Raw genomic sequence first — 23521 nt, forward strand, 5'->3', positions numbered from 1 at the left:
TTCAGGGTAGGCAAGGAGGCCTTCACGGACCCGACCCGCGATCAGCCACAGCCAAATCCAGTAGGTACTTAAGGCACCGTTCGCCCTAACCCCGATCGCCACTCACGACCCACTCGACCTGTCCGCAGGGCCGGCCGCCTCGAATACCCGGCATGGAGACTTCGCGGACCGCTCGGGAACCACGCCTCCCCGTCTTCGGGGCCGCGCTGATCGGGGTCGTCGCCCTCGCCGCGGCACTGGCGGCCGGTCATCTGGTGGCCGGGCTCATCAGCGCCAACGCCTCGCCGTACCTCGCGGTCGGCAACGGGGCGATCGATCTGACGCCGGTCGGGCTGAAGGATTTCGCGGTCCGCACCTTCGGCGTCTACGACAAGCTCGTGCTGCTCGGCGGGATGGCCGTGGTGATGGTGCTCGCCGCCGCCGTGGCCGGGATCGTCTCGCGCCGGTCACCCGTTCCGGGCATCGTGCTGATCGCCGCCTTCGGCCTGCTGGGCGGATTCGCGGTGGCGCAGCGGCCTGACCTCTCGGCGGTCGCGCTGCTCGCGCCGCTGGCCAGCCTGATCGCCGGGGTCGGCGTCTTCTTCTGGCTGCATCGCCTGGCCTCGGCCACGCCCCAGGCCGAAGTCGCGGGCGCGTCACGCAGGTCGGTGCTGCTGGCCGGGGCCGGTGCCGTCGTGGCCGCCGGGGCGGCGGGGGCCGGAGGCCAGCTCCTCGCCGGCACGCGAGACGCGGAGTCCTCGCGGGCGGCCGTCGGGCGGCTCGTTCCCGCCGAGCCGGCGCCGCCCATTCCGGCCGACGCGGATTTCGCGAAACTCGGCACGCCGACGTTCCTCACCTCGAACCGCGACTTCTACCGCGTCGACACCGCGCTGTCGGTGCCGCAGGTCCGGGCCGAGGACTGGAGCCTCCGGCTGCACGGCATGGTGCGCGAGGAGAAACGGTTCAGCTACGACGACATCCGCGGCAGGCCGCTGATCGAGCGCACCATCACCATGACCTGCGTGTCCAACGAGGTCGGCGGGAACTACGTCTCCACGGCGAACTTCATCGGCGTGGACCTCGGGGACCTGCTGCTTGAGGCCGGGATCCTGCCCGGCGCCGAGCAGATCTTCTCCACCAGCGTCGACGGCTGGACCGCGGGCAGCCCGGTCGTCGCCGCGCTCGATCCGGAGCGGGGCGCGATGCTGGCGATCGGGATGAACGGGGAACCGCTGCCGGTCGAACACGGTTTTCCCGCGCGAATGGTCATCCCCGGTCTCTACGGCTATGTTTCGGCGACGAAATGGGTCAAGGACCTGGAGATCACGACGTGGAAAGCGCGCCGTGCGTACTGGCTCGAACGCGGCTGGGGTGAGCAGGCCCCGATCAAAACGCAGTCCAGGATCGACAGTCCGAAAGGATTCGAAACGGTACCCGCCGGCAAGGTCCGGGTTTCGGGTGTCGCATGGGCACAGCACACCGGGATCGAGCGGGTCGAAGTCCGGCTCGGCGCGAACGGAAGCTGGTTGCCCGCAACGCTTTCCCGTGAGGTGGGGGTGAACACCTGGCGGATGTGGTGGACCGAATTCGACGTTCCGGCGGGCAGTCACCAGGTCACCGTCCGGGCGGTCGACAAATCCGGCTACACCCAGACCGACGCGCGCGCCGGAACCGTTCCCGACGGGGCGACCGGCCGGCACGTCATCAGTTTCACCGCACGGTGATCGGCGTCACTCGAATGGGTGGCAATCCGATTTCGTCGTGGTTCCGAATACCCGGTAAGAGTCCGAAAACAAAATGGAGTGATTTTCCGTGAGCAAGCTTCGCGTCGCAGGAATCGGTTTCACCGCGGTCACCGCGCTGGCCCTGGCCGCCTGCAGCAGCAACGACAGCGCTTCGTCCGGCAGCTCCAGCAGCGCCCCCGCGCCCGCCCCGTCCTCGTCGATGTCGGCCCCGATGTCGAGCGCCGCTTCCGGTGACGGGGTCACCACCAACGCCGACGTGTTCGGCCCGNNGGGTGACGCCAAGTTCACCGAACTCGCCGGCAAGCCGGACCAGCTGGCGCCGATCCTGCAGTACCACGTCGTCGGCAAGCGTTACGACGCCAAGGGCCTGGAGTCCGCCAAGTCCGTGGAGAGCCTGAACACCGCGGGCGGCCCGGTCAAGATCGAGGGCTCCGGCGAGAACATGACCGTCAACGGCGCGAAGGTGCTGTGCGGCAACATCCCGACCAAGAACGCCACCGTCTTCGTCATCGACAAGGTGCTGACCCCGGGCACCAACAAGAACTAGGTCCCCGCCCCGAGATCGCGGTGGCCACGCCTTCGGGCGCGGCCACCGCGATCTTCGTGTCAGGGAACGAGCGCGGCGGCGTCCACATCGGTCACCACGAGCCGCAGACTCGCGTTCTCCCAAGGGGTTCCGGTCAGCACGGCACGCAACGCGGCGCCGGCGACCTCCGTGAGCGGCGGGATCGGCACCTCCAGCGCGACCACGCGGATCTCGACGACGTTCTCGGAGATGTCGACGGCCATCACGTCGAGATCCCACGGCACCGCCGACGCGGCGGCCGTGGTGGACGGCGTGGCCGCGCGCAGCCCCGGTATCTCGCGAAGCGCGCTGAGCAGCGAAGCGGTCAGTTCGGATCGTGCGGTCACAACAGTCCTCCACGGATTTCGATGTCCAAAATGGACACCGAGACGGCCGACGGGGTGAGCCCGGTCGCCTCGGTGACCGCTTTACCCACGGCCCGCTGCACCGCCTGCGCGGTCGCGGCGGCCTGGTCCAGGCCGGAGAGCGAGAGGTCGATCTCCACCCGCACGTCCGGCGGGTCGTGCTCGACGAACGCGCGGACCCCTTCCGTGGGCGCCGGTTCGAGGCCCTTGATCCGCTGCCGCGCGATCCTGGTCAGCGAACCGGCCAGTCCGCGCAGCCCGGGTTCCAGGCGTACCACGCCGGGGACCCGGGCCGCGGCGTGCGCGGCGACCGCCGCGATCACCGGCGGGGCGATCACCGTCTCGACCAGTTGCCGGGCCGGGGCCTGCTCACGCGTCATAGAGGTCCTCCACCACCAGATCGAGCCGGGCCAGGCGGACGCCGACCCTGGCGCCCGCCGCCGCGGTGACCCGCTCGCGGACGACGTCCAGGGAGTCACCGTCGAAATCATGCGCGATCGCCAGGTTCAGTTCCACGTTCACGGCCAGCGGGTCGGTCACGTCCGGTGCGGGCAGGACCCGGCAGCGGCGCGCGCGGACGCCGTCGACGGAGTCCGCGGCGAACCGCAGCACGGCCGCGACCGCCTGATCGCTCACCTGGACCTCGCCCGGCTCCGGGCTCGCCAGCGGCACCAGATCGCGACGCCGCACCTCGGCGCGGATCGCGGACATGATGCGGCTGGTGAGGTCCGGCGACGGCTCGGCGTCGTCTTCGGCCAGTTCCCTGGTCAGCCCGCGCAGCACCAGAAGGCTTTCGCGGGTCGCCCGGCAGTGCGGGCAGTCGAGTTCGTGCGCGTCCGCCCGGCCGGCGTCGACCTCGTCGAGCCTTTCCCAGACCTGTTCCACATCACGGCCGCACGGCAGCAGGTAGTCGCGGGTCGCGTGGTTCATCGCCATGGCGCCATCACCTCCGCCAACTGTGCTCGTGCTCGCGCGATGCGTCCGCGCACCGCGGTGGTGGTCGCCCCGATCGCCTTCGCGATCTCCTCGTAGGAGCGACCGTGGACCTCGCGCAACAGCCAGCAGGCCCGTTGCTCGGCGGTCAGCTGGTCCAGCGCGCCGGTGAGCGCCGTCATCTGCGCGCTCGTCTCGGCCGCGCGCTCCGGCCGCCCCGCCGAACCGGTGGACTCCTGCTGGTCCAGTTCGACGTCGGCCACCGGTTTCCTGGCGCGGATCACGTTCAGGCACCGGTTGGTCGTCATCCGGTACAGCCAGCCGACGAACGCCGCGTCCTCCTGCAACTGGTCGAGCCGCCGCCAGGCGACGAGGAACACTTCCTGGACGACGTCCTCGGCGTCGCCCTTGTTCCCCAGCATCCGCACCGCCAGCCGGTACATCGGCCCCTGGAACCGCAGGACGAGCTGCTCGTACGCGCGGATCTCGCCGTCGCGGGCGCGCGCCACCAGCGTCGCGTCGTCCAGCACCGTTTCGCCGGCCGCGAGCGGCTCTGTTCTCGCCGAAGCCGTCATCGAGCGCACCTGTGCAGCGCCGTCATGCCGAAGCTCCTTTCACCCCACCCGGGCAGGTGGTCACCCGTTAAGACACGGCTTCCCCGGAAACGTCACGCGGGAAACTCGATCCAGCCGACCACGGCACGGCGGATCGCGCACGGCGAAGTCAGGTGATCGCCCGGCGGCGGAACGCACGGAGACCCGCGGGGGTGAGCACGACCAACGCGAGCACCAGCGCGAGCACGCAGAGCCACGCGGGCAGATGGGCGACCTCCGGGGTCAAAGCGCCGCGCAGGCCTTCGCTGACGTAGGTCATCGGGTTCAGCGCGCACAGGGCGCGGAACCAGGGGACGGCGGCGAGTTCGGGGAACGGGAACTGGGCGGAGCCGGTGAACAGCAACGGCGGCATCACCAAGGAGAAGGTGATCCCGATCCGGGCGGGGGAGACGAGTGAGCCGATCGTCACCCCGGCCGCGCCGCCCGCCAGCGCGCCGAGCACGGTGTACCCGAGCGCCGCCGGGAGACCGGACGGCCGCCAGGACAGTTCGCCGAGTACGAGCGCGCCGACCGGGACCATGAACACGGCCGTGACCAGACCTCGCGACGCCGCGGCGAAGATCCGCTCGACGACGATCCAGGCGAGCGGCACGGGTGCCCGCAGCCTGTTCTCGATGGTGCGGGTGGCGAACTCCATGGCCAGCGGGAAGGACGCGTTCTGGGCGGCGGCGAAGAACGCGTTCAGCGCGACGAGCCCGGGCAGGAGCAGCCGCGCGTAGCCGGGTGGGGTGTAGCCGAGCGCGCCGAGGACCTTTCCGAACACCAGGAGCATCAGCAGGGGTTGCATGAGCACCTGCGCCAGCACTCCGCCGAGCTGCTTCCGGGTGATGAGCAGATCGTGTTCCAGCAGCCCCCAGAACACGCGCCACGGACTCGGGGTCATATGCGAAGCTTACGCTTACTTATATTCGCCCGGCTCAGCGAGTTTGATGTGGAATCGGTAAGTGTTAGCGTTGCATCATGAGTGAAGCCACGCAGGTCGCCGAGTCGGTCCGCTGGGCCGTTTCGCGGCTGTCGTCCCGCCTGCGGGCGGAGCAGCCCGGCGATGACCGGAGCCTGAGCAGGCTGGCCGCGTCGGTGCTGGCGAACCTGCGGCACAGCGGGCCGTCGACCGTCAGCGCGCTCGCCGCGATCGAGGGATTGCAGCCGCAGTCCCTGACCAGGGTGCTGAACGCGCTCGAAACGGAAGGCCGTGTGGTCCGGCGTCCCGACGAGCACGACCGGCGGGCCCAGCGGATCGCGATCACCGACGACGGCCGCGAAGCCCTGCGCGCACACGTCCGCGACGGCAACCGCTGGCTGGCCGGGGCCCTCGGCGAAACGCTGACCCCCGCGGAACGGGAGATCGTGCGGGTGGCGGCGGGACTGCTGCTCCAGGTCGCCGAGCACGGAGCCGGGGAAGGCCGCGGGCACGGGGCCGCGCCACCGCTCTGAATCACCCCTGCCGGGTGAGCGCGGGGTACTCGTCGAGGGTGATGTCGGTGGCGAACTTGTCGGTCACCCACAGCATCCCGCGCAGCAGGAGGCGCCGCTTGAACATCTGGTCGCGCAGCTTGATCCGCAAGGTGGTCGGCGGTGCGAGGAACGGCCCGGCGTTGGCGTTGCGGGCGATCTTGGCGTAGCCGAGGAACTTCTCGTCGTACCGGCGGAAGGCGAGTTCGTGGTCGCCGTCCGCGGCGGCGAGTTCGCCCGCGATGACGTACGCGGCCACGACGGCGAGCCCGGTGCCGAAGCCGCCCAGCGTGTTGCCGTACGCCGCGTCGCCGAGGAGCGCGACGCGGCCGGTGGAGTAGCCGTCCATCGTGACCCGGGCGATCGAGTCCAGGTAGACGTCGTCCGCGCGCTTCACCATCTCCATCAGCTCGGGCAGGCGCCAGCCGCCGCCCTCGAACGCGGCGGCAAGGATCTCCTTCTGCCTGCCGGTGTCGTAGCGGTCGTAGTCGATCTCGGGCGAGGCGAACACGAAGAACGCGTTCGCCTTGGGCCCGCCGGTGGCCGCCATCCGGCCGGGCTCGTTGTACATCACGGCCGGGCCGCCGTCGGTCTCGTCGGTCTCGACGAGGGCGTAGTAGTGGCCGAGGTGCTCGACGTAGCCGGCTTCCGGGCCGAACGCCAGCCGCCGCACGGTGGAGTGGATGCCGTCCGCGCCGAAGACGAGGTCGAACCGCCGAGGGGCTTCACGCTGGAAGGTGACATCGACGCCGTCGGGGGTCTCGGTCAGCGAGGTGATCGAGTCGCCGAAGACGTACTCGCAGTCCGCCGAGGTCCGGTCGTACAGGATCCGGGCCAGATCGCCGCGCCGGATCTCGACGTCGCCGCCGGTGAACTCACCGGGCAGGACGGCGAGCGGCCGTCCCTCGGCGTCGACGATGGTCTGGTCGAGCCCGCCGGTCTGCTGCCGGTGGATCTCGTCGAGGATGCCCATCCGCTCGAGCACGGCGCGGTGGGTGGCGCCCTTGAAGTCGACCGCCTGGCCACCGCTGCGGAGTTCCCGCGACCGTTCGACCACGGTGACCGCGTAACCCTGGCGGGAGAGCCAGAAGGCGAGCGCGGGACCGGCGATGCTCGCGCCGGAGATGAGGACTGTCCTGTTCGTCATGGCAGGAGCTTCGCGGCCGGTGTTGACGAAGCGCTGACAGTCCGCTGACCGCCGTCCGTCAGCTCCAGCCGGGCAGGGGAAGGGTCAGTTGCCCAGGCGCTTCCGGCGGCGCCGTCTCGTAGCGCGGTGGTGTCGCCGACAGCCCGATCGGGTTACGGGTCAGCCGCACGGACGTGCCGTCGGGCCGCGGGAGATCGACCGTGGGGCTCAGGCCGAGCCGTTCGGCCAGCGCGAACGCGCCCGCGACGTCGTTGACCTCCCCGGCGGGCACGCCTGCCGCGCTCAGCTCCGCCGCCCAGCCGGCCGCGGGTCGTTTGCCGAAGTGGTCTTCGAGCAGTGCGCGCAGTTCGGTCCGGTGCGCGACCCGGGCCGGATTGGTCGCGAACCGGCTGTCCTCCGCGAGGTCCGGCAGGCCGATGACCTCGCACAAGGCCGCGAACTGCCGGTCGTTGCCGACGGCGAGCGCGAGTTCGTGATCGGCGCAGGGGACGAGTTCGTACGGGGCGATGCTGGGATGCCGGTTGCCCATCCGCGCCGGGACCGTCCCGCCGGAGGTGTAGGCACTGCCCTGGTTGACCAGGGCGGCGAGCAGGCTGGACAGCAGGTCGATCTCGACGCGCTGCCCCTGCCCGGTGCGGTCGCGGTGGCGCAGGGCGGCGAGGATGCCGACGCTCGCGAACAGTCCGGCCAGCACGTCGACGAGCGCGACGCCGACCTTCTGCGGCTCGCCGTCCGGGTCGCCGGTGATGCTCATCAGCCCGCCGACGGCCTGGATGAGCAGGTCGTAACCGGGCAGCGCGGCACCGCCGCCGGAACCGAAACCCGTGACGGAGCAGAGAACGAGGCCGGGATTCGCCGCCAGCAGCACCTCCGCGCCGAGGCCGAGGCGCTCCATCACGCCGGGCCGGAAGTTCTCGACCACGACGTCGGCCTCCAGCGCGAGCGCGCGGGCCTTGGCGAGATCGTCCGGATCGCCGAGGTCCAGCGCCACACTCGTCTTGTTCCGGTTCACCGACTGGAAGTACGTCGCCTGACCGGCCGCGTCGTAGGGCGGGCCCCAGCTGCGGGTGTCGTCGCCGGTGCCCGGCCGCTCGACCTTGATCACCGTCGCGCCGAGGTCGGCCAGCAGCATGGTGGCGAACGGGCCGGCGAGCACCCGCGAGAAGTCGAGGACGCGAAGCGGGCCGAGTGCGGTTTCGGACATGGCCCCGACCCTAGGCGGCCGCTGGCGTCCTCGAAGTTGTGATCGCGCTCACGAACCCAATACTTTCCTCTAGGTACCTACTATCCGAGGGAAGGTAGCTTCGGTCGCGTCAACGCAACGCGAATCGAGGAGAGACCATGATCGTGGTGACCGGAGCGACCGGGAACGTGGGACGGCTGCTGGTGGAAACCCTTGCCGCCGCGGGAGAAGAGGTGACGGCGGTGTCGCGCCGGATCTCGGCGGCGGACGTGCCCGACGGTGTGCGCCCAGTGCAGGCCGACCTCGCCAGGTCCGACGGATTGAAGAAGGTCTTCGACGGCGCGGATCGGATTTTCCTGTTGACCTCAGGGGAATTCATGGCGGCCGGCGGCGACGTCGCGGAGATCGTCGCGGCGGCCGGGGGAGCCGGGATCGTGCTCCTGTCTTCCCAAGGCGTCGGGACCGGGCGGCACGCGCCCGCGTTCGAAGAGGCGGTCAAGGCGTCGAGTCCGGAGTGGACGGTGCTGCGGCCGGGCGGTTTCGCGTCGAACGCCTTCCAGTGGGCACCGGCGATCCGGGCCGGCCGGGTGGTCGCCGCGCCGTTCGGCGACGTCGCCCTGCCCGTCATCGACCCGGCGGATATCGCCGACGTCGCGGCGGCCGTGCTGCGCGAACCCGGCCACCACGGCCGGACCTACGTGCTCACCGGACCCGAGCCGATCTCGCCCCGGCGGCAGGCGGCGGACCTCGGCGAGGCACTGGGCGAGCCGCTGCGGTTCACCGAACTGAGCGAAGCCGAGGCCCGCGCCGCGATGTCGGAGTTCATGCCGCCGGTGGTCGTGGAGGCCACGCTTTCGATCCTCGGCACGCCCACGGAGGACGAACTGCGGGTCAGCCCCGACGTCGAAAAGGTGCTCGGGCGGCCGGGACGTACCTTCGCCGAATGGGCGGCGCGGAACGCGGCGGTGTTCAAGTGACCACTTGAACACCGGCGATCGCGCCATCTGCTTGGAGGCGGGTCGTCGTCCCTGGCCGGTGGCCAGGAGGGCACACCGGGACGCCCCGAGTCCGCGTTGGGGCCCCTGCGTTTAGACTGCAGGCCTAATTAAGGGGCCCCAAGTGGACCAACTCACGCTCGGCGTCATTCATCACTCGCGAAAAGAAAACGAGTGGCGGCTTCCGATCCATCCGCGACATCTCGAACGGATCGACCCCGGACTCCGAAAGCGCATATTTCTCGAGAACGGCTACGGCGAACGTTTCGGCGTCCCGGACGCGGATCTCGCACCCCTGGTCGGGGGAATGCGTTCCCGCGAACAGCTGACCGCGGACTGCGACGTCATTCTCCTCGCCAAACCGCTCGCGCGAGACCTGGCCGAACTCCGGCCGGGGCAGACCCTTTGGGGCTGGCCGCACTGCGTCCAGGACCACGAACTCACCCAGCTGGCCATCGACAGGAAGCTGACCCTCATCGCCTTCGAAGCGATGAACCACTGGCGCCGTGACGGTTCCTTCAATCTGCACGTCTTTCACAAGAACAACGAATTGGCAGGATATTGCTCGGTGCTGCACGCGCTGCAGCTGGCCGGTTCGACGGGCGATTACGGCCGTCGTCTCCGCGCCGTCGTGATCGGTTTCGGCGCCACCGCGCGTGGTTCGGTGACGGCGTTGAACGCGCACGGAATCCACGACGTGCACGTCCTCACCCACCGCGGCGTCACCGCGGTCGGTTCGCCCATCCATTCGGCGAACATCGTGCACCTCGACCACGATCTGAAGGGCCCGGCGGACCTCCGCCGCAGCCACGCGATCACGGAGGACGGCCGTGTGCCGCTGGCCCGGTTCCTCGCCGGGCACGACATCGTCGTCAACTGTGTACTGCAGGACCCCAAGGCACCGTTGACCTTCCTTGTGGAGGAAGACCTTGCCGCGTTCCGGCGCGGGAGCCTCGTCGTCGACGTTTCCTGTGACGAGGCGATGGGCTTCAGCTGGGCCAAACCGACGACGTTCACGGAGCCGACCTTCGAGGTCGGCGGACTCACCTACTACGCCGTCGACCACAGCCCGTCCTACCTCTGGGACTCGGCGACGTGGGAGATCAGTGGTGCCCTGTTGCCGCATCTGGAGCGAGTGCTGGCGGGGCGCTCCGCGTGGGCGGCCGACGCGACGCTCAGCCGGGCGATCGAGATCAGCGAAGGCACGATCCGGAATCCCGACATCCTGGCCTTCCAGCACCGCTCGCCGGAGTATCCGCACGAGCATCGGTGAGCCCGCGGATGAGAAAGTTCTCATCGAGCCCTCATCGGTGACTCACCGGTTCGGGGCAGCCTTGGTGGTATGCGAGTCCGAATCATCGTCCTGGCCGGGGTCGCCGCCGTCGTGGTGGCGGCCACCGGCACGTTCGCCGTCATCGCGGCCACCGCGGTCTCACCGCCCGACCTCGGCCCGGCGGTCGTCGCCCCGGCCGGGCAGGCCGTCACCGGCCCGGGTGAAGCGGGGGCCCCGCCCGCCGTCGTCCCGCCCCGGCTGGCCGGGCACGACGACGACGTCGATGATGACCTTGATGACGCCGATGACCACTTCGACCTCGACGACTGAGCGGAGCCGATGAGCGCCCGCGCCCGGATCCTCGCGTGGGTCCTGCTGGTCGTGCTGCTCGCGCTCGCCGGGTCGCTGCTGGCCACCCGGACCGTCCTGCACAACCAGCTGGACCAGCGTCTCGACAACGAGATCGCGCACGAGACCGGCAAACTCCGTGCCTTCCTGGCGTCACCGGACGCCCGCCCGGCCGGGCAGCCCGCCACCGTTGAGGCGGTCCTCGGCCGTCACCTGGAACGGAATCTGCCGGAGAAGTACGAGACGTTCTTCTCGATCAGCGACGGTGCCGCGTCGAGGCGGAGCGCGATCGAGCCGCCGGTCCGCCTCGACACCGATCCGAAATTCGTCGCCGAACTCTCCAGGGCCACGAGCCCGGCGTACGGCACGGTCACCACCGCGGTCGGGTCCGCGCGCTACGGCGTCGTCCCGGTGACCATCGAGGGCTCGCCGGGCCGCGGCGCACTGGTGATCGTCGAGTTCGTCGACCACGCCGCGGGCGAGATCAACGACGTCGTCGGCGTGATGGCCGCGATGTCCGGGGCGGCGCTGGTGCTCGCCGGGCTGATCGGCTGGCTGGTCGCCGGCCGAATCCTCGCGCCGGTGCGGGAGGTGCGCCTGGCCGCCGAGCAGATCGGCGAAACCGACCTCTCCCGCCGGATCGAGGTCCGGGGTTCGGACGACGTCGCCGCGCTCGGGCGCACCTTCAACACGATGCTGGACCGGCTCGAAAGCGCCTTCGCCGGGCAGCGCGACTTCATCGACGACGCCGGGCACGAACTGCGCACCCCGATCACGATCGTCCGCGGCCATATCGAGCTGATGGGTGAAGATCCCGAGGAGAACGCGGCCACCCGGCGGCTGGTCCTCGACGAACTCGGGCGGATGCAACGGATCGTGGACGATCTGCTGGTGCTCGCCAAATCCGGCAACCCCGGCTTCCTCGCCCCCGGTGAAACCGATCTCGCCGACCTCACCGTCGAGACCCTGGCCAAATCCCGTCCGCTGGCCGACCGGGTCTGGCGGCTCGACGCGGTGGCCGAGGTGAAGGTCCGCGCGGACGGGCAACGGCTCGCACAGGCCTTGCTGCAGCTGGTCTCCAACGCCGTCCGGCACACTTCGCCCGGCCAGGAGATCGCCCTCGGCTCCGAGGTGACGGCGACGACGGCGCGGCTCTGGGTCCGCGACACCGGCGAGGGGGTACCGCCGGATTCGAGGAGCCGGATCTTCGAACGGTTCAAACGCGGCAGCAACTCCAGCGGCGACGACGGCGCCGGGCTCGGCCTCGCGATCGTCGCCGCGATCGCCGAAGCGCACGGCGGACGGGTGCTGCTCGACACCGTGCCCGGCGAAGGCGCGACGTTCACCATGGAGATCCCCGTCGCGGAAGGTGCGGACCGGTGACCAGTGTGCTCGTGGTGGAGGACTCCGCCAGGATCGGTGCCTTCGTCGAGAAAGGCCTGCGGGCGCAGGGTTTCGCGACCCGCTGGGTCAAAACCGGCTCCGAAGGGCTGACCGAGGCGCTGACCGGCGCGCACGACCTCGTCGTCCTCGACCTCGGTCTGCCGGACCTCGACGGCTCGGATCTGCTGCGGGCCCTGCGCGCGGCGGGCCGGACGGTACCGGTGATCATCCTGACCGCGCGGGACAGCGTCGTCGACCGGGTCGCCGGACTGTCCGGCGGCGCCGACGACTACCTGGCCAAACCCTTCGCGTTCGAGGAACTGCTGGCGCGGATCCGGTTGCGGCTGCGGGGGAATCCCGAAGCCGAGCCGGCGGTGCTGCGTGCCGGGGACCTCTCGCTCGACCTGCGTACACGGCGGGTTTCGGTGGCGGGGGAGGAGAAGGACCTCACCGCCCGCGAATTCGCGCTGCTGGAGACGTTGCTGCGCAACCGCGGCCAGGTGCTGTCCCGCGAGCAACTGCTCGGTGGGGTCTGGGGTTTCGATTTCGACCCCGGCTCGAACGTGGTGGACGTCTACATCCGTTATCTGCGCGGGAAGATCGGCGCCGAGCGGATCGAAACCGTGCGGGGGATGGGCTACCGGCTCGGTGAGTCCTGATGAGACGGTTCTCATCGGGATCTCACGACGGTCTCTTTCTCGGGCCGCACAGTGGTTTCCATGACCACGACACTGCTTCATCTCACCGTCGACCTCGTCGCCGCCGTGATCCTCGCCTACGGCATCTACGCCCGTCGTCATCACCGCGGTGACCTCGCGTGCGCCTACCTCGCGCTGAACGTCGGCGTCTGCGTTTCGGTCGCCGTGCTGCTGTCCGTGTCGACCGCGAGCGCGCTCGGGCTCGGCCTTTTCGGCGTGCTGTCGATCATCCGGCTACGGTCCGATTCGATCAGCCAGCAGGAGGTCGCGTACTACTTCGTCGCGCTGGTGCTCGGGCTGGTGAACGGGCTGCCGTCCGCGGACTGGCGGATCGTCGCCGTCTTCAATGTGCTGTTGCTGGCCGTCATGTACGTCGCCGACCACCCGTCGCGCACCCGCGGCCCGCAGCGGCGGACGGTCGTGCTCGACACCGTGTACCCCGACGAGCAGACGATGCTGATGGAACTGCGCGCGCGGCTCGGCGGAACGGTCGTGCGGCACAGTGTGTCCGAAGTGGACTATGTCCGCGAGGTCACCGTCGTCGACGTCCGGTTCCGGCCGGACACCGCCGCGGTCGTCCACGGAGCCCCGGCGGGGCACCGGTGAGCGGGCGCGGGACGGCCACCGTCGCCGCGGTGGCGAAGAGGCTTCCTTCGCTGTCGTTGGCCGAAGTCGTCGCCACCAGCGGGCTGATGAGCCGGACGGACCGCAAGTACGTCCTGCCGCTCAACGACTTCCTTGCCGTCACCGAGGTGCTGTCGCTCCGCTGCCTGGAGATCGGAGGGCAACGGGTGTTCGGCTACTCGTCGACCTATTTCGACACGCCGGATCTGGCGATCTTCCGCGCGCACCGGCAGGATCGTCGTCGCCGGTTCAAGATCCGCACGCGGACCTACACCGACTCGGCCGACACCTACTGCGAGCTCAAGGTCAGCGGACGGCGGGACGAAACGGTCAAGGTCCGCCGCCCGCATCCGGCCGAGGCGGCGCACGGCCTGACCGCGCCGGCGCTGACGTTCCTCGACGACGCCCTCACCGCCGCCTACGGCCGCCCCGCGCCCCGGCCGCTGCTCCCCGCGCTGGTCACCGACTACCGGCGGACCACCCTCGTCACCGCCGACACGCGGATCACCTGTGACACGTCGCTGGTCTGGCGCTCCGGCCCGCGCAGCCTGGCGGCGGGGGACGACCTGGTGCTGCTGGAGGTGAAGTCGGCTTCCGAGCGCAACAGCGTCACCGAGGCGCTGGCGAAACTGCGGATCCGGGAGCAGTCGGTGAGCAAGTACTGCGCGGGCCTGGTGGCGCTGGGCCTGGCGACCGGCGGGAACCGATGGCGTCCGGCGCTGCGACGGCTCGGGGTGGCGTAACGCTCTCGGCGCGGCCGCCGACCCTTGCTTTCGGGTTCTGAGCGAGGAGGACGAACATGAGGACCAGGGAGAAGGCCGCGCTCGCCGTGGCGGGGCTGGCCGTCGCCGCGGCCGGAGGCACGGTGTTCGCCGGGACGTCCGGCGCCGTCGGCCCGTCGCCGGCGCCGAGCGTGCAGGCCGCGGAGACGTCGTGCGTGACCGACGGCGCCGGGATGTGCACCGTGCAGCACGCGCTGGGCGCGATTCCGGCGGTGGTGGTCGTCTCGGCGAACACGCCGGGACAGTTCAACGGGTACATGCTGAACACGGTGCAGGGCTCGTACACGGCGACCACGTTCAAGGTGCGGGCGATGTTCGACCAGACCACGCCGAAGGTGGGCGGGGCGATCTGGTTCAGCTATGCGGCTTATGGCGGGGCGACGGCGACGACCAGTCCGACTCCGACGAAGCTTCCGACCACACAGACCACGCCTTCGGCAACGCGACCGCCCACCACGACACAGCAGCCGACCACGACGCCTCCTGGAACGACCACGACGGGCGCGCCACCTGGTGGTGGTTCGGGGTTGGGCGGCTGACCGTCCAAAATGGACCGGTAATCGGCTACCGGGGCCGCGGCGGCCGGTCGTCCAGCTCGTCGGACAGGATCGCGTCGATCCGAAGACCGGCTCGCCGCAGTACCCGGATGCTCGCCCTCAGTGACAACACGATGCCGATGACCGCCACGACACCGAGCCCGATGGCGACCGGATTCGCCACGAGCGCCTCCCTGCCCGACGGGGCCCGGACGGCATGCCGCCCGGCGCTGGCCCCTGAAACCTAGACGAGCCGGCTTTGCCCCGCGCCGGAAACCAACTGATCGGCCTAGGCGATCGCGGCAGGTGAACGCTGTGATAGCTTGGAGCGAACTGGGACTTCTGTGCGTTCGCAAACCCGCTGTTCGGGTGGGGACGGCTCCCGCGGAGGTGTCAGGACACCGTTGGGGCCGGTAGCTCAGTTGGTTAGAGCAGGGGACTCATAATCCCTTGGCCGTCGGTTCGAGCCCGACCCGGCCCACAACATCAACATCACTGCTGACCTGCAGGAATGTTGGCCCTTCGATGTCAATTTCGCCTCGGCGTAAATTTCGACTGGGCTCCGTTATGTCTCCGTTTGCTCCGGTGTGCCAATAGCAGGCGAAGTGCTCCGCGGAGCCGGTTGGTGGCGTAGCAACTTTTGCCTCCTCGCCACAGCCGTCGCGGTGGGGACTTCAGCAGGTCCGGAGTTCTTTGCTTCCACAGCTGGACAAGCTGGGTGTGGTCGCAGTCGGCTGGGTGTGATCCGTGTTCTCAAGCAGGAGGCCAGTGACGTACACGGTTTTAGTGGGGCGACACTGACCGCGCCGATCCTTTGGCAGTGTCTACCGACTATGTGCAACCAATAGTGATAGACCTCGATCAGTACTTTGTGCGTGCCGTCTTGGATGCTTTTAGCGCGATGTCAGCGACAGCACCTGACCTGCAAGAACAGCACTCGTGACCCCCTCACTGCCAGTCTGGTTTGGACAGTGCCTCTGACCTGCGGTTATGGAGAAACCGCAGGTTGGTCGATGTGATTGGCTGCCCCTTATCCGCCGTTCGGCGTTGTTGGCTGCGGTTCTGGCTGCCATTATGCCCCAGGTTTGCCCCAGGGAATTCGTGTGAATTCCTGGTGATCGGTGTGAGTGGTCCAGAGTCTTCTGATTTCATTGCAGGGTAAAGGGAATCAGGGGTTCTGGTGGCGGAGTGTCCCCTTTGCGGTGCGGGCCGGTTCGGCGTGGGCGGTGATGGCGAGGAGAGCGGCGGCGAGCATGGACAGGGTGATGTGCTGGTACCAGGCGTGGTATTTGCGGACCTGGTAGTGGTCCGTACAGGCCGGTCTCGTTCCTGGCGAACTGGAACGTTTCCTCGACCACCCAGCGAGATTCGGCGACCCGGACGAGCTTGGCGACCGGCACGGGGGTAGGTGGAGTGGCAGATGTAGTAGGCCGGCTCGGTGGGTTTGCTGATCGAGCGGCGGACCAGCTGATGCCCGTCAGCGGTGGCGGGTCGACCAACAGCCAGTCGTGGAGCCGGTGACCTTTGCTGCTGATCCCGGCGGAGAGGCGTTGTCAGCCCTGCGCGGTGCCGCGGCGGCGAATGCGTCGGCGCCCGTCGTCCCAGCCGGGGCGTCGAAGCGGCGGTCGCACGAGATGGCCATGACGTAGTTGAGACTGGCTTGCTCGCACCAGCTCCACAGGCCGGGGTTGTCGCCGTAGGACTCGCCGGCGGTGAACCATTCAGGTCGGCGCCGGTCGAGCAGCCGTTCCAACATCGGCTGGACGGGTGAGGTTGCTATGTCCTGTTGCGCTGATTAGCGACGAATGATCGGTCGGAAAAATTCTGACAATGGTGATTACAGGGTAGCTGGCGTCATGTCGTGCATGTCACATGCTGACTGGTCTAAACCTTGATCGTTCACTCTGGTGGAGTCTTTCTTCGCTCGTTACTCTTCGTGAAGAGTCATGGTGACTTTGTGGGTCGCGTGGCGTCGGGGGACGCGTGCTGACCGGGCCGAGGGGGTCCTTTTCAATGGTGCGTCCGTCAGTGATGCGTGGTTTCAGGCTGCGCGCGTTACCCATGGTGTTCCTGATGCTCGTCGGCGTCGTCGTGGTGACGGCGAGCTCGCCGAAGAGTTCACTGCCGACTCCGGTCGTTCCTGTCGCGGAGGCGCCGGATGCCGCCAGCGCGTTCGCGGCGGCGCGGTTACAGGGCAGCCCGGTTGGAATCGCGGATCAGACCGCTGAGGCGAAGAAGGTGCTGGCGAACCCTGACGGGACGTTGACCGCGCAGTTGTCGCCGCAGCCTGTACGGGTCCGCAAGGGCGACGGTTGGGTGCCGATCGATACGGCGCTGACCTCCGTGCCGGGCGGCGCGATCAGGGCGAAAGCGGCTGTGGCCGACGTGGCGTTCTCCTCCGGTAGCGAGGGGCCGCTGGTCCAGTTCTCGCGCGAGGGCAAGCGTCTCGCGTTGCGGTGGCCTGGCGCGTTGCCGAAGCCTGAGCTCGAGGGCAGCACGGCGAGGTATCGGGAGGTGCTGCCTGGTGTCGACCTGGAGATGCAGGCCGAGGCGGAGGGATACAGCCAGCGTTTCGTGGTCAAAACTCCGGAGGCGGGACGTAATCCGGCGTTGGCGTCGATCAAGCTTGCGCTTGAGACGGAGGGCGTGGAGCTCAGCTCCGATGACGCTGGACGGGTCCGCGCGGTCGATGGCGACGGTCGGGCGGTCTTCGTCGCGCCGGCGGCGACGATGTGGGACGCCAGGGGGCGTGAAAGCACGAGCACTCCGGTCGGGGTCAAGGTCGATCGTTCTTCGATGACGTTGACGCCAAATGCCGCGATGTTGGCGGATCCGGGCACGCGGTACCCGGTGGTGGTCGACCCGGACATGCGTACGCCAGGACAGAGCATGTGGGCGAAGGTCTTCCGCGGCTATCCCAACGGCTCTTATGTCAACGGCACTGGTGACGGGGACGCGTGGGCGAAGGTCGGCAAATGTACGTGGAGCGAATGCGGCAGTATCGACCTTGCGCGCACGTACTTCCAGTTCGACACGTCTTTCCTTGTTGGGAAAGAAGTGTCGTCGGTGAAGTTCAACACGGTCATGGTGCACCGGCCGAGTTGTAGCTTCAAAAATCAGAAACTCTTCGTTGCGCAGAGTAATATATCGTCGAATCTGACCTGGAATAGCCAGCCCGGCGGGCGGGATATCGGCACGACCTTGGTGCCGGCGGACGACAAATCGCCGTGTGAGGGTTACAAGGCGATCACTTTCGGAGTCGGTGGCTACTATAACCCCAGTGGGCCTACCACCTATTACCTGCAGGCGGAGTCGGAGTCGGACTCTGATGCCTGGCGCAGGTATTCCGTGCCCGACACGAAACTGGAGATCCGCTACAACACGAAGCCGAACCCGCCGTATGACATGAAGACCGATCCGCCGCTGCCCGTGCCGTGCAGGTGGTGTGACGGTGTGCCGTATGTCGGTGGTAAGTCGATCAGGCTGTTGAGCAGGTTGTCCGATCCGGATGCCAATGACCAGCTCCGCCCGGTCTGGAATATTTATGGCGGAGCTCCGGATCAGCGCGCTCCGGTGATTTATCAAGCGTCGGGTGCCTACCACAGCACCGATGTCGATCTGACGACGCGTAACGGGCAGCGTGTCACCTGGACGGTGTGGGGGCACGATTCCGCGGACGGTGGTGCCTTCCGGAACGGGCCGGGACCGTTCATCGTCGACCGGACGGGTATCGGTATCAAGCCGACTGTGACTGCGCCGCTCTACAAAGCGGATAATGCTTGGCACGGTGGTGTCGGCGTGCCGGACGTGTTCGAGTTCAACGCCAGCGATGCGACCACCACGGTCCCGGACGTCGATCACTACCTCTACGGCTGGACCGATCCGCCCACGACGAAGGTCGATGCGGTCGCTCTTGGCGGTAAGGCGTATGTGAAGCTGACCCCGCCTGGTGACGGACCGCGGGATCTGTTCGTGCAGAGTGTCGACCGTGCCGGGAATCCCAGCCCGACTCAGGTACACCATTTCTATGTGCGGGCGGGTAACGGCCCGTTGGCGCAATGGTCCCTGGAAGGCAACACGAAGGACACCGCGACCCTCGGCTTCCGCGACGCGACGTTGCACGGCGGCCCCGTCTACGTGCCGGGAAGTACTGGTTCGGGTCTCAAGCTGGATGGTGTCGACGACTACGTGACGGCGCCGATCTCGGCGAGCACGTACCCGAGTTTCTCGTTCTCGGGCTGGGTCAATCTCGGAGAGAAGAAGCCGGGCTGGTCGACGTTGCTGAGCCAGAACGCGTCGACGACGGCGATGGTGAAGCTCGGGCACACCGGCACGGCGACCGATCGCTGGGCGTTGGAGTTCCGGCCCGGGAACGACCCTGCGTCGACTCCGGCCACGGTGTCCTCGATCAGTGCTGCGCAGACGAACACGTGGACTCATCTCGCCGGTGTCTACGACTCCGGCGCACAGCAGATCCGGTTGTATGTCAACGGCGATCTCCAAGGCAGTGCGCCGTGGACGAACCCCTGGCCTGCGACTCATGAGTTCGCGGTCGGGCGCGCGATCGTGAACAGCGCGGGGTCGGACTACCTGGCCGGCGCGGTCGACGAGATCCGCACGTATGACCGGGTGCTGACCGACGCCGAGGTCAAGTCTGCGGTCACGCGGGACAACGTCACCGCGGGCTACTGGAATCTGGATGACGCGGACGGGACGACCGCGCGCAATGCCGCCGCGGGCGGTGAGATGGCTGTCCTGCAGCCCGGTGCGAGGTTCGTTCCCCAAGGAGCGGTCAACGGCGCGGCCACGTTCGACGGTGTCAAGGGCTTCGCGGCCACGTCGGGGCCGGTGGTGCGGACCGATCAGAACTTTGCGGTCACCGCGTGGGTGAGGCCGGACAAGCTCGGGGACATGGCCGCGGTTTCCCAGGACGGCACGGCGGTGAGTGGCTTCTACCTGAAACAGAACAACGGTTCTTGGGTCTTCGGCATGAATCCCGGTGATGCCACCGGTGGTACGGCGGCAGAGGCCAGGTCGGGGGCGAACACAGTGCAGACCGAGCCGTGGACGCATCTGGCCGGTGTGTACAACGCGACCGCCAAGACCCTCACGCTGATGGTCAACGGAAAGCAGGTCGCGAGCGTCCCGGCTCCGGCGTCGCCGTGGCACGCGGCCGGTCCGTTCGCTATCGGGCGGGGGAAGTACGGGACGCCGCTCGGGTACTGGTCCGGTGGCATCGACGAGGTCCGGGCCTACAGCCGCACGCTCGATCTCGCGGAGATCCAGGGCATCGTCGCCCAGAACAACGTCACCGCCGCCACCTGGAAACTCGACGGCGACGCGCAGGACACCTCAGGTTTGGCGAAGCACGGCGCGGCGAAGAACGGTGCCCAGTGGGTCGCCGGGCAAACCAGTTACCCCGATGCGACGGATCTCGCGGTGAATCTGGACGGCGTCGATGACTACGTCAGCGCTCCCGCGCCGGTCGACAGCAGCATGAGCTTCTCCGTCGCCGCCTGGGTCAAGATGACCACCAAGACCCCGGGCTGGGGTGCTGTGGTGAGTCAGAGCGGGCAGAACGTGTCCGCGTTCAACCTCGGTTACACCGGCGCCGCCGATGACCGGTGGGCGTTCGCGATGCACGGCCCCGACAGCACCGCCCCCGCCCAGGTTGTCCGGGCGCGTTCCGCGCAGCCAGTGCAGACCGGTGTCTGGACACATCTCGTCGCGAACTACGACAGCAACACCGGTGAGATGCAGTTGTACGTCAACGGCACGCTATCGGGGACCGCGAACTTCACCGCCAGGTGGAACGCCACCACCGAGTTCGACATCGGCCGCGGTAGGTGGAACGGCACGTGGCTGGACGCGTTCGGTGGCGCGGTAGACGACGTCAAGGTCTACAGCCGCACCCTGTTCACCGACGAGATCCGCACCATGTCCGGCCAGGACCTCACCCTGGTGCACAACTGGCAGCTCGACGAATCCAGCGGCACCAAGGTCGCCGACTCCACCGGCGCCCGCACCGGAACACTCGAGCCGGGCGCGCAGTTCGCACCCGGGCGGGTCGGGAACTCTGTGCAGTTCGACGGCAAGACCGGTGCCGTGGGAACCACGGGTGTCGACCTGCGAACCGACGACAGCTTCAGCGCGTCGGCGTGGGTCTACATGGACCGCAAATCCGACATCGTCTCCAAGCTCACGGCTCTGAGCATCGATGGCGAGCGAACCAGCAAGTTCCGGCTCGGGCATGTCGCCGATGAGATGAACGCGACCTGCTTCGACGGAGTCTTCGACAATCCCAACGCCTGCGGCAAGTGGGTGTTCGAGATGGCGGAGACCGATACGGATACCCCGGTCGCGAGTGCGGCGGTGTCCACATTGCCGGCCGAAATCAACACATGGGTACATCTTGCCGGCGCCTATGACCGGCAGACCAAGAAGACCTGGCTCTACGTCAACGGAAAGCGCGTCGGGGACGGAACGTTGAACGCGAGTTGGCACGCGTCGGGCGCCGCTCAGGTTGGGCGCGGCCTGACCGGGGGCAAGCCGAGTCAGTTCTGGACCGGCAGGGTCGACGATGTTCGCCTCTACACGACTGCTCTGGACAAGGAATGGGTCAATGGCCTGTACAAGTCCTATCCTGCCACCGATGGTGGTACAGCGACGTTGCCGGTCGCGGATGCGGGGCAGTGGCGGTTCGACGAGAACGCCGGCCAGGTGGCGATGGACGCGAGCGGTCGTGGATCGACCGTGGCGTTGAAGAACGGTGCTGGGTGGGGCGGCGGGATGAACACGCCGGGGTTGCGTCTGGACGGGACCACCGGCTATGCACAGACTGCTGGCCCGGTGCTGGATACGGCGAAGAGCTTCTCGGCCGCGGCCTGGGTGCAACTGACGAAGTCCGACGGCGGCTACTACTCGGTGTTCGGGCAGGACGGTGCTCGGGTCAGCGCGTTCCAGGTCCAATACGACGGGGGCGCGAAGAAGTGGCGTGTCGTCGTACCCAGCGAGGACAAGGACAACCCCCCGATTGTCGCGCTGTGGGCCGGCCAGGCTCCCCAGGCGTACCAGTGGACGCACCTGGCCGTGGTGTATGACGCTCAGTTCCGGCAACTGAAGCTGTACGTCGATGGTGTGCAAAGCGCGGTCCAGGTGGGAGTCACGGTGATTCCGTCGGCCGGGGCCTTCTCGATCGGCAGAGCGTGGTGGAACGGCGGGAACGCCGGCTTCTTCCCGCAAGGAATCGACGACACGCGGGTCTTCTCGCGAGCACTCACCGACGCCGAAGTGCGCAAGGTGCACGACGACATCCCTCGGGGTGACGGCGGCGCCTGGCGGTTCGACAACGGCACCGGTAAGGACTACAGCTGGCGCGGAAATGCCGTCGTCCTGACCGGCGGCGCGTCCTTCGCGCCAGGTGTGAGCGGTACCGCGCTCAAGCTGAACGGCGCTGACGGACAGGCCACCGCGCCGGAGCGGGGATTGGCCATGCAGGACAGCTTCACCGTGTCCGCCTGGGCCAACCTCGCTCGTACCGATCAGGTCGCGACCGTTCTCTCACAGGACGGCGCGCGGATGAGCGGCTTCACCCTCCAGTACCGGCCTGAAGCCGGGCGGTGGACGTTCGGCGCGACCGCGCAGGACGTTGACGCGTCACCGGTCTCCTACGTCAGCTCGTTCGACCCCGCGGTCGTGAACCGGTGGACACACCTCACCGGGATTTACGACCAGGCGGCCCACCAGCTGCGGCTCTATGTCGACGGACAGTTCGCGGGCAAGAAGGACGGTGTCGTCCTCTGGCACGCGAACGGGGCCTTCGCCATCGGCCGCGGCAAGACCAACGGCAAGGCAGCCGAGTTCTTTCCCGGCATGATTGACGAGGTCTACGCCCACTACGGCATGGCCTCCGACGCAGCGATCAAAACCTACGGCAGCTTCCCCGCACCGGACGCCGGCCAGTTCGGCCGCTTCCGCGACGCAACGGGCGAGCGGAGGAGTGCGAACACCGGCGAGGCACCGCCTGCCGGAAGTCACTTCGAGAAGAGTCTCGGCATGCTGGTGCCGGCGACACATTCCAATACCCGTGTTCTCTATTCTTGTCGAAACGGTGAAGAGTTCTTCACCTCAATGGACAGTGCCTGTGATGGCCACGTCAAGCTCGGTGACATCGGATCGGTATACACCGCCCAGCCGAGCAACCTTCCCACCATGGCGATCTATCGTTGTGCTTTGGCTGAGGAACACTTCGACAGTAGCGACGAGAATTGCGAAGGCGCGACCCGGTTGGGCGTGCTGGGGTACACGCTCGCCTACGCACCATTCGTGCGGTACTACAACGAGAACGCCTATGACCATCTCAGTACGACGCACGGAGCGCGGCCCGGCTATCACCAGGAGTTCCGTCATGGCTACGTTCCTCTGATCCCGCAGCAAGGTACGCAGCCCTTCACCGCGTGTGTGAACGACACGGACCAGTTCGTCTCCCTCGACACCGCCTGCGAGGGCAAAACAGTCCTCGAAACGATCGGCCATCTCTGGACACAGAAACCCGACGACCCCACCGCGAAACCTCTCTACCGATGTGGCAGCAGCGGGACCGAGTCGATGACCAGCGACGACGACAACTGCGAAGGCCTGCCCAAGGACCGATTCCTTGGCTACGTCATCACCAAACTTCCCCAGGTCGAGCCGGCCTTCGCCGCATCGGGCAGCGGAACGACCGGAGGGCGCGAACCGGCACCGCCGGCAGGAACCGGCGGCGGGTAGGCCCACCGGCAAGTCCGTGACCCGATCGACTTACAGCCACTGAGGCGCTCCCAGAACACGGGCAAAGCCTCACCACGTCCAGCCTGGAGAACCGATGCGACAAAGGTCGTCCACACGCCGCACTTCGAGA

20 protein-coding genes and 1 tRNA gene are annotated in these 23521 nt (G+C 68.1%); 13 read left to right on the forward strand and 8 right to left on the reverse strand.

What is annotated here, in order from left to right:
- Positions 1–152 precede the first annotated feature (152 nt).
- Positions 153–1703: a molybdopterin-dependent oxidoreductase gene (locus tag AVR91_RS08145; protein ID WP_076857283.1), complete on the forward strand. Its 1551-nt coding sequence runs from the start codon at positions 153–155 to the stop codon at positions 1701–1703.
- 88 nt (positions 1704–1791) lie between these two features.
- Positions 1792–2271 (forward strand): fasciclin domain-containing protein, encoded by a 480-nt coding sequence (locus tag AVR91_RS08150; protein WP_076857285.1) that lies wholly within the window; start codon positions 1792–1794, stop codon positions 2269–2271.
- A 59-nt stretch (positions 2272–2330) separates the two neighbouring features.
- Here AVR91_RS08150 and AVR91_RS08155 read toward each other — a convergent pair whose 3' ends face one another.
- The 5 genes from AVR91_RS08155 to AVR91_RS08175 form a co-directional block, all read right to left on the reverse strand.
- Entirely contained in the window at positions 2331–2636 is a 306-nt protein-coding gene (locus tag AVR91_RS08155; protein WP_063271646.1) for a hypothetical protein, read from the reverse strand.
- Positions 2633–3034, reverse strand: coding sequence for an Asp23/Gls24 family envelope stress response protein (locus AVR91_RS08160; RefSeq protein ID WP_016332541.1), 402 nt, complete (start codon positions 3032–3034; stop codon positions 2633–2635). The genes AVR91_RS08155 and AVR91_RS08160 overlap by 4 nt, the downstream gene beginning before the upstream one ends.
- Entirely contained in the window at positions 3024–3590 is a 567-nt protein-coding gene (locus AVR91_RS08165; protein ID WP_063271645.1) for a hypothetical protein, read from the reverse strand. Before AVR91_RS08165 ends, AVR91_RS08160 begins: the two co-directional genes overlap by 11 nt.
- Positions 3581–4162: an RNA polymerase sigma factor gene (locus tag AVR91_RS08170; RefSeq protein WP_063271644.1), complete on the reverse strand. Its 582-nt coding sequence runs from the start codon at positions 4160–4162 to the stop codon at positions 3581–3583. The genes AVR91_RS08165 and AVR91_RS08170 overlap by 10 nt, the downstream gene beginning before the upstream one ends.
- 148 nt (positions 4163–4310) lie before the next feature.
- Positions 4311–5084: an ABC transporter permease gene (locus tag AVR91_RS08175; RefSeq protein ID WP_063271643.1), complete on the reverse strand. Its 774-nt coding sequence runs from the start codon at positions 5082–5084 to the stop codon at positions 4311–4313.
- 77 nt (positions 5085–5161) lie between these two features.
- Here AVR91_RS08175 and AVR91_RS08180 point away from each other — a divergent pair, with 77 nt between their 5' ends.
- Entirely contained in the window at positions 5162–5635 is a 474-nt protein-coding gene (locus AVR91_RS08180) for a MarR family winged helix-turn-helix transcriptional regulator (RefSeq protein ID WP_063271642.1), read from the forward strand.
- Between the two features lies 1 nt (position 5636).
- On the opposite strand, the gene AVR91_RS08185 is transcribed toward AVR91_RS08180, so the two are convergent.
- Complete coding sequence (locus tag AVR91_RS08185) at positions 5637–6800, reverse strand: FAD-dependent monooxygenase (protein WP_063271641.1); 1164 nt, start codon at positions 6798–6800, stop codon at positions 5637–5639.
- A gap of 58 nt (positions 6801–6858) precedes the next feature.
- Positions 6859–8004 carry a CaiB/BaiF CoA transferase family protein gene (locus tag AVR91_RS08190; protein WP_063271640.1) on the reverse strand — a complete coding sequence of 382 codons (1146 nt, stop codon included), beginning with the start codon at positions 8002–8004 and terminating at the stop codon, positions 6859–6861.
- A gap of 137 nt (positions 8005–8141) precedes the next feature.
- On the opposite strand from AVR91_RS08190, the gene AVR91_RS08195 reads away from it, so the two are divergent.
- From AVR91_RS08195 to AVR91_RS08230, 8 genes are all read left to right on the forward strand, one after another.
- Entirely contained in the window at positions 8142–8960 is an 819-nt protein-coding gene (locus tag AVR91_RS08195; RefSeq protein ID WP_063271639.1) for an NAD(P)H-binding protein, read from the forward strand.
- Between the two features lie 142 nt (positions 8961–9102).
- The gene (locus AVR91_RS08200) at positions 9103–10251 is read left to right on the forward strand and encodes a N(5)-(carboxyethyl)ornithine synthase (RefSeq protein WP_063271638.1); all 1149 of its coding nucleotides are present in this window, start codon (positions 9103–9105) and stop codon (positions 10249–10251) included.
- 69 nt (positions 10252–10320) lie between these two features.
- Positions 10321–10581, forward strand: a complete 261-nt coding sequence (locus AVR91_RS08205) for a hypothetical protein (RefSeq protein WP_063271637.1) — start codon at positions 10321–10323, stop codon at positions 10579–10581.
- Positions 10582–10590: 9 nt separating this feature from the next.
- Entirely contained in the window at positions 10591–11982 is a 1392-nt protein-coding gene (locus AVR91_RS08210; RefSeq protein WP_063271636.1) for a sensor histidine kinase, read from the forward strand.
- Positions 11979–12641: a response regulator transcription factor gene (locus AVR91_RS08215; RefSeq protein WP_063271635.1), complete on the forward strand. Its 663-nt coding sequence runs from the start codon at positions 11979–11981 to the stop codon at positions 12639–12641. Before AVR91_RS08210 ends, AVR91_RS08215 begins: the two co-directional genes overlap by 4 nt.
- A 60-nt stretch (positions 12642–12701) precedes the next feature.
- Positions 12702–13286, forward strand: a complete 585-nt coding sequence (locus AVR91_RS08220) for a DUF4956 domain-containing protein (protein WP_016332552.1) — start codon at positions 12702–12704, stop codon at positions 13284–13286.
- A 29-nt stretch (positions 13287–13315) separates the two neighbouring features.
- Positions 13316–14047, forward strand: a complete 732-nt coding sequence (locus AVR91_RS08225) for a polyphosphate polymerase domain-containing protein (protein ID WP_228709154.1) — start codon at positions 13316–13318, stop codon at positions 14045–14047.
- Between the two features lie 56 nt (positions 14048–14103).
- A complete protein-coding gene (locus tag AVR91_RS08230; RefSeq protein ID WP_063271633.1) occupies positions 14104–14625 on the forward strand; it encodes a hypothetical protein in 522 nt (173 codons plus the stop codon).
- A gap of 25 nt (positions 14626–14650) precedes the next feature.
- Here the strand turns inward: AVR91_RS08230 and AVR91_RS43310 are convergent, their stop codons facing one another.
- Positions 14651–14806 carry a hypothetical protein gene (locus AVR91_RS43310; protein WP_170064543.1) on the reverse strand — a complete coding sequence of 52 codons (156 nt, stop codon included), beginning with the start codon at positions 14804–14806 and terminating at the stop codon, positions 14651–14653.
- Between the two features lie 223 nt (positions 14807–15029).
- Here AVR91_RS43310 and AVR91_RS08235 point away from each other — a divergent pair.
- Together AVR91_RS08235 and AVR91_RS08245 are read left to right on the forward strand one after the other, a co-directional pair.
- Positions 15030–15103 (forward strand) — tRNA-Ile (locus AVR91_RS08235).
- Positions 15104–16695: 1592 nt separating this feature from the next.
- The gene (locus AVR91_RS08245) at positions 16696–23391 is read left to right on the forward strand and encodes a LamG domain-containing protein (RefSeq protein WP_211282671.1); all 6696 of its coding nucleotides are present in this window, start codon (positions 16696–16698) and stop codon (positions 23389–23391) included.
- Positions 23392–23521 lie beyond the last annotated feature (130 nt).

It is taken from the genome of Amycolatopsis keratiniphila subsp. keratiniphila (genome assembly GCF_001620365.2).
Classification (GTDB): Bacteria; Actinomycetota; Actinomycetes; order Mycobacteriales; family Pseudonocardiaceae; genus Amycolatopsis; species Amycolatopsis keratiniphila.